Origin of the sequence: Ramlibacter sp. (assembly GCF_035706265.1) — a bacterium.
Classification (GTDB): domain Bacteria; phylum Pseudomonadota; class Gammaproteobacteria; order Burkholderiales; family Burkholderiaceae_C; genus Ramlibacter.
Map to the genome: position 1 here is coordinate 1 of NZ_DASSVG010000718.1, position 4170 is coordinate 4170.

The 4170-nt window shown below is 67.8% G+C and carries 4 protein-coding genes and 1 pseudogene; all 5 read right to left on the minus strand.

Annotated elements, in window-relative coordinates; genetic code table 11:
* Positions 1-712 (minus strand): ABC transporter ATP-binding protein (locus VFM98_RS25720; RefSeq protein ID WP_325112730.1); only part of this gene is annotated, 712 nt, incomplete at its 3' end.
* Positions 709-1536 (minus strand): ABC transporter ATP-binding protein, encoded by an 828-nt coding sequence (locus VFM98_RS25725; RefSeq protein WP_325112731.1) that lies wholly within the window; start codon positions 1534-1536, stop codon positions 709-711. The genes VFM98_RS25725 and VFM98_RS25720, both read right to left, overlap by 4 nt.
* Positions 1537-1546: 10 nt before the next feature.
* Entirely contained in the window at positions 1547-2698 is a 1152-nt protein-coding gene (locus tag VFM98_RS25730; RefSeq protein WP_325112733.1) for a branched-chain amino acid ABC transporter permease, read from the minus strand.
* A gap of 19 nt (positions 2699-2717) precedes the next feature.
* Positions 2718-3647: a branched-chain amino acid ABC transporter permease gene (locus tag VFM98_RS25735; RefSeq protein WP_325112732.1), complete on the minus strand. Its 930-nt coding sequence runs from the start codon at positions 3645-3647 to the stop codon at positions 2718-2720.
* 180 nt (positions 3648-3827) lie between these two features.
* Positions 3828-4170: pseudogene (locus VFM98_RS25740) on the minus strand (recombination factor protein RarA); the annotation flags it as partial.

The following is a 4170-nucleotide window of genomic DNA, read 5'->3' on the forward strand; positions in this document are numbered from 1 at the left end:
CCCCGAGATAGGCGGCGCGGACCTTGGGGTCGGTGAGCATCTCGCTGGCCTTGCCGGACATGCTGATGATGCCGCTCTCCATCACGTAGCCGCGGTCGGCCACTTCCAGGGCGCGGCTGGCGTTCTGTTCCACCAGCAGGATGGTCACGCCCTGCTTGTGGACCTCGCCGACCACCTCGAAGATCTTGTCCACCATGATGGGCGAGAGGCCCATGGAGGGCTCGTCCATCAGCAGCACCTTGGGCCGGCTCATGAGGGCGCGGCCCATGGCCAGCATCTGCTGCTCGCCGCCGGACATGGTGCCGGCCAGCTGCTCGCGCCGCTCGTGCAGGCGCGGGAAGATGCCGAACACGCGGTCCATGTCCTTCGCGATGCCCGCCTTGTCGCTGCGGATGTGCGCGCCCATCAGCAGGTTCTCGGTGATCGTCATGCGGGTGAAGACGCCGCGGCCTTCCGGCACCATGGCCAGGCCCTGCTTCACCAGGTCCCACGCGCCGCGGCCGCGGATGCTCTGGCCCATGTAGTGGATGTCGCCGGCGTTCAGCGGCAGCAGGCCGGTGATGGCCTTCATGGTGGTGGTCTTGCCGGCGCCGTTGGAGCCGATCAGGGTGACGAGTTCGCCTTCGTGGACTTCGAAATCGACGCCCTTGACGGCCTGGATGCCGCCGTAGGCGACCTTGAGGCCGGTGACTTTCAGGAGGGTCTGGGTCATTGCAGGGGCACTCCGGTCTGGGGCCCCGCCTGCGCGGGGACGACAGCCGCCGTGGGCTTGTGGCTGTGGCCCAGGTAGGCCTCGATCACCTTCTCGTCGCGCTGCACGTCGTAGGGCGAGCCCTCGGCGATGGCCTTGCCGTAATCGAGCACGGTCACGCGGTCGCACAGGCCCATCACCAGCTTCACGTCGTGCTCGATCAGCAGGATGGTGCGGCCGTCGTTGCGGATGCGGTCGATCAGCTCGCGCAGCACCACCTTCTCGGTGGAGTTCATGCCCGCGGCCGGCTCGTCCAGCGCGATCAGCTGCGGGTCGGTGGCGAGCGCGCGCGCGATCTCCAGCCGCCGCTGGTCGCCATACGACAGCGTGCGCGCCTTGTATTCGGCGAAGCGGCCGATGCCCACGTAATCCAGCAGCTCCTGGGCGCGCTGGGCGATCTCGGCTTCCTCGTGCTTGAACTTGTGGGTGCGGAAGATCGCGCCCAGCAGGCCCGAGTGCGTGCGCACGTGGCGGCCCACCATCACGTTCTCCAGCGCCGTCATGTCGGCGAAGAGGCGGATGTTCTGGAAGGTGCGCGCGATGCCGGCGCGGGCCACCTCGTGCACCGCGGTGGGCTTGTAGGGCTTGCCCGCCAGCTCGAAGCTGCCGCTGTCGGGCGTGTAGAGGCCCGTGATCACGTTGAAGAAGGTGGTCTTGCCGGCGCCGTTGGGGCCGATCAGGCCGTAGACCTGCCCGCGCTCGATGGTGAGGCCCACGTCCGAGAGGGCCTGCAGGCCGCCGAAGCGCTTGGAAATTCCCGCCACGCGGAGAACGACTTCTGCCATGCGCTGCTCCTTACTTCACCAGGCTGGCCGGGGATTGCAGCGGCTCCCCGGGCTTGGGCGCCGGCGGCGTGGCCGCGGGCGTCTGCAGCGCCTTGCCGTGCTCCGGCGTGGGCCACAGGCCGCGCGGGCGCAGCAGCATCACGATGATCATCGCCAGCGCGATCAGCAGCTGGCGCAGGATGGCGGGGTCGAGCCGGCCGCCGGTGGCGGACTGCAGGTCCATCACGCCGGAGACCCAGCGCAGCACCTCCGGCAGCGCCGAGAGCAGCACCGCGCCCAGGATCACGCCCGGCAGGTGGCCGATGCCGCCCAGCACCACCATGGCCACGATCATGATCGATTCCATCAGGCTGAAGGACTCGGGCGAGACGAAGCCCTGGAAGGCCGCGAACATGGTGCCCGAGACGCCGCCGAAGGTGGCGCCCATGCCGAAGGCCAGCAGCTTCATGTTGCGGGTGTTGATGCCCATCGCCTTGGCGGCGATCTCGTCCTCGCGGATGGCCATCCAGGCGCGGCCGATGCGCGAGAGCTCCAGGCGGTGGCAGATCACCACGCTCAGGATCACGAGCACCAGGAAGAGGTAGTAGTACAGCGTGACCGAGGAGATGTCGAAGTTCTCCGTCACGTCGATGCGGCGCCCGAGGTTCAGGCCGAACAGGCTCACCGAGTCGATCTGCCCCAGCCCCTTGGGGCCGTTGGTGATGTTGATCGGCTGGTCCAGGTTGTTCAGGAAGACGCGGATGATCTCGCCGAAGCCGAGCGTCACGATGGCCAGGTAGTCGCCGCGCAGCTTGAGCGTGGGCGCGCCGAGCAGGATGCCGAACACGCCGGCGACGATGGCGCCGAGCGGGATCACCTCCCAGATCGAGATGTGCAGGCCGTCGGGCCAGGTGGCTGCGATCCACGGGAAGGCCTCGGCCAGGTGCGGCGAGGCGAGCAGGCCGTACAGGTAGGCGCCGATCGCGAAGAAGGCGACGAAGCCCAGGTCCAGCAGGCCGGCGTAGCCCACCACGATGTTGAGGCCCAGCGCGAGCAGCACGTAGAGCAGCGCCGTGTCGGCGATGCGCACCCAGAAGTTGCCGGCGTACTGCAGCAGGATCGGCAGCAGCAGCAGGGCGATGCCGCCCACGATCCAGCCCGCCTTGTTGGTCCGTTGGAACATGGCCATGGTGCTCGCTCCTTCAGGCCCGGTCCGCCACGCGTTCGCCCAGCAGGCCCGAGGGGCGCAGCGTGAGCACCACGATCAGCACGATGAAGGCGAAGATGTCGGAGTAGTGGCTGCCCAGCACGCCGCCCGTCAGCGCGCCGAGGTAGCCGGAGCCGATGGACTCGATCAGCCCCAGCAGCACGCCGCCCACCACCGCGCCCGCCAGGTTGCCGATGCCGCCGAAGACGGCGGCGGTGAAGGCCTTCAGCCCGGGCAGGAAGCCCATGGTGTGCTGCGCGGTGCCGTAGTTGGAGGCATACATCACGCCGGCGATGGTGGCCAGCACGGCGCCGATCACGAAGGTGGCGGAGATCACCGTGTCCGGCTTCACGCCCATGAGGGCGGCCACGCGCGGGTTTTCGGCCGTGGCGCGCATGGCGCGCCCGAGCCGCGTGTAGTTCACCAGGTACATCAGCACCGCGAGCGAGAGCACCGTCATCGCCAGGATCACGATCTGGGTGACGGTGATCACCGCGCCGCCCACCTGGATCGGCACGATGGGCAGCAGCGTGGGATAGGGCTTGTAGTTCGGCTTGAAGATGATCATCGCCAGTGTCTGCAGCAGCAGCGACATGCCGATGGCGGTGATCAGGGGCGCCAGCTTGGGGCTGTTGCGCAGCGGCCGGTAGGCGACCTTCTCGATCACGAAGTTCAGCGCCGCCGCGACGACGCAGGAGATGATCAATGCCACCAGCAGCAGCAGCCACCCGGGCACGCCGGGCATCGATTCCTGCGCGGTGACGATGATCGCCCAGCTGGTGAGCGCGCCCACCATGAGCACCTCGCCGTGGGCAAAGTTGATCAGGTTGATGATGCCGTACACCATGGTGTAGCCGAGGGCCACCAGCGCGTACATGCTGCCCAGGACCAGACCGTTGATGATCTGCTGCAGCAGGATCTCCATAGAGGGGTTCTCCGTTTCGTCGCCGTTTCCGGGCCGGGTCTCCACCGGCCGCGCCTTCGTGAGGCGTTTCGGTTCATGCAAAAAAACCCGCCCAGCGGATCCACAGGCGGGTTCGTTGCGGGGGCGATTGTAGCGGGCGCTCCCTGACGGCCAACATTTGGGCAGGAGCGGGTTTGCCCTCTATCGGCGTTCGTTGAGGGAGCGCAAATCCCGCAGCTTTTCCGCGATGCGGATTTCCAACCCGCGCTCCACCGGCCGATAGAACTGCGGCGGCTTCATCCCCTCGGGGAAATAGCTCTCGCCGGCGGCGAAGCCGCCCTCCTCGTCGTGGGCGTAGCGGTAGTCCTTGCCGTAGCCCAGGTCCTCCATCAAACGGGTGGGAGCGTTGCGCAGATGCATCGGCACGGGGCGGGTGCCGTCTTTGCGCACCAGGGCGCGGGCCTCGTTGTAGCCCACGTAGACCGCGTTCGACTTGGGCGCGACGGCCAGATAGACCAGGCATTCGGCCAGCGCCAGCTCGCCT

What these genes read in the sequence shown, in the direction of transcription:
- VFM98_RS25725 (WP_325112731.1), bottom strand. Translation starts at nt 1,536, where the DNA reads ATGGCAGAAGTCGTTCTCCGCGTGGCGGGAATTTCCAAGCGCTTCGGC.
- VFM98_RS25735 (WP_325112732.1), bottom strand. Translation starts at nt 3,647, where the DNA reads ATGGAGATCCTGCTGCAGCAGATCATCAACGGTCTGGTCCTGGGCAGC.
- VFM98_RS25730 (WP_325112733.1), bottom strand. Translation starts at nt 2,698, where the DNA reads ATGTTCCAACGGACCAACAAGGCGGGCTGGATCGTGGGCGGCATCGCC.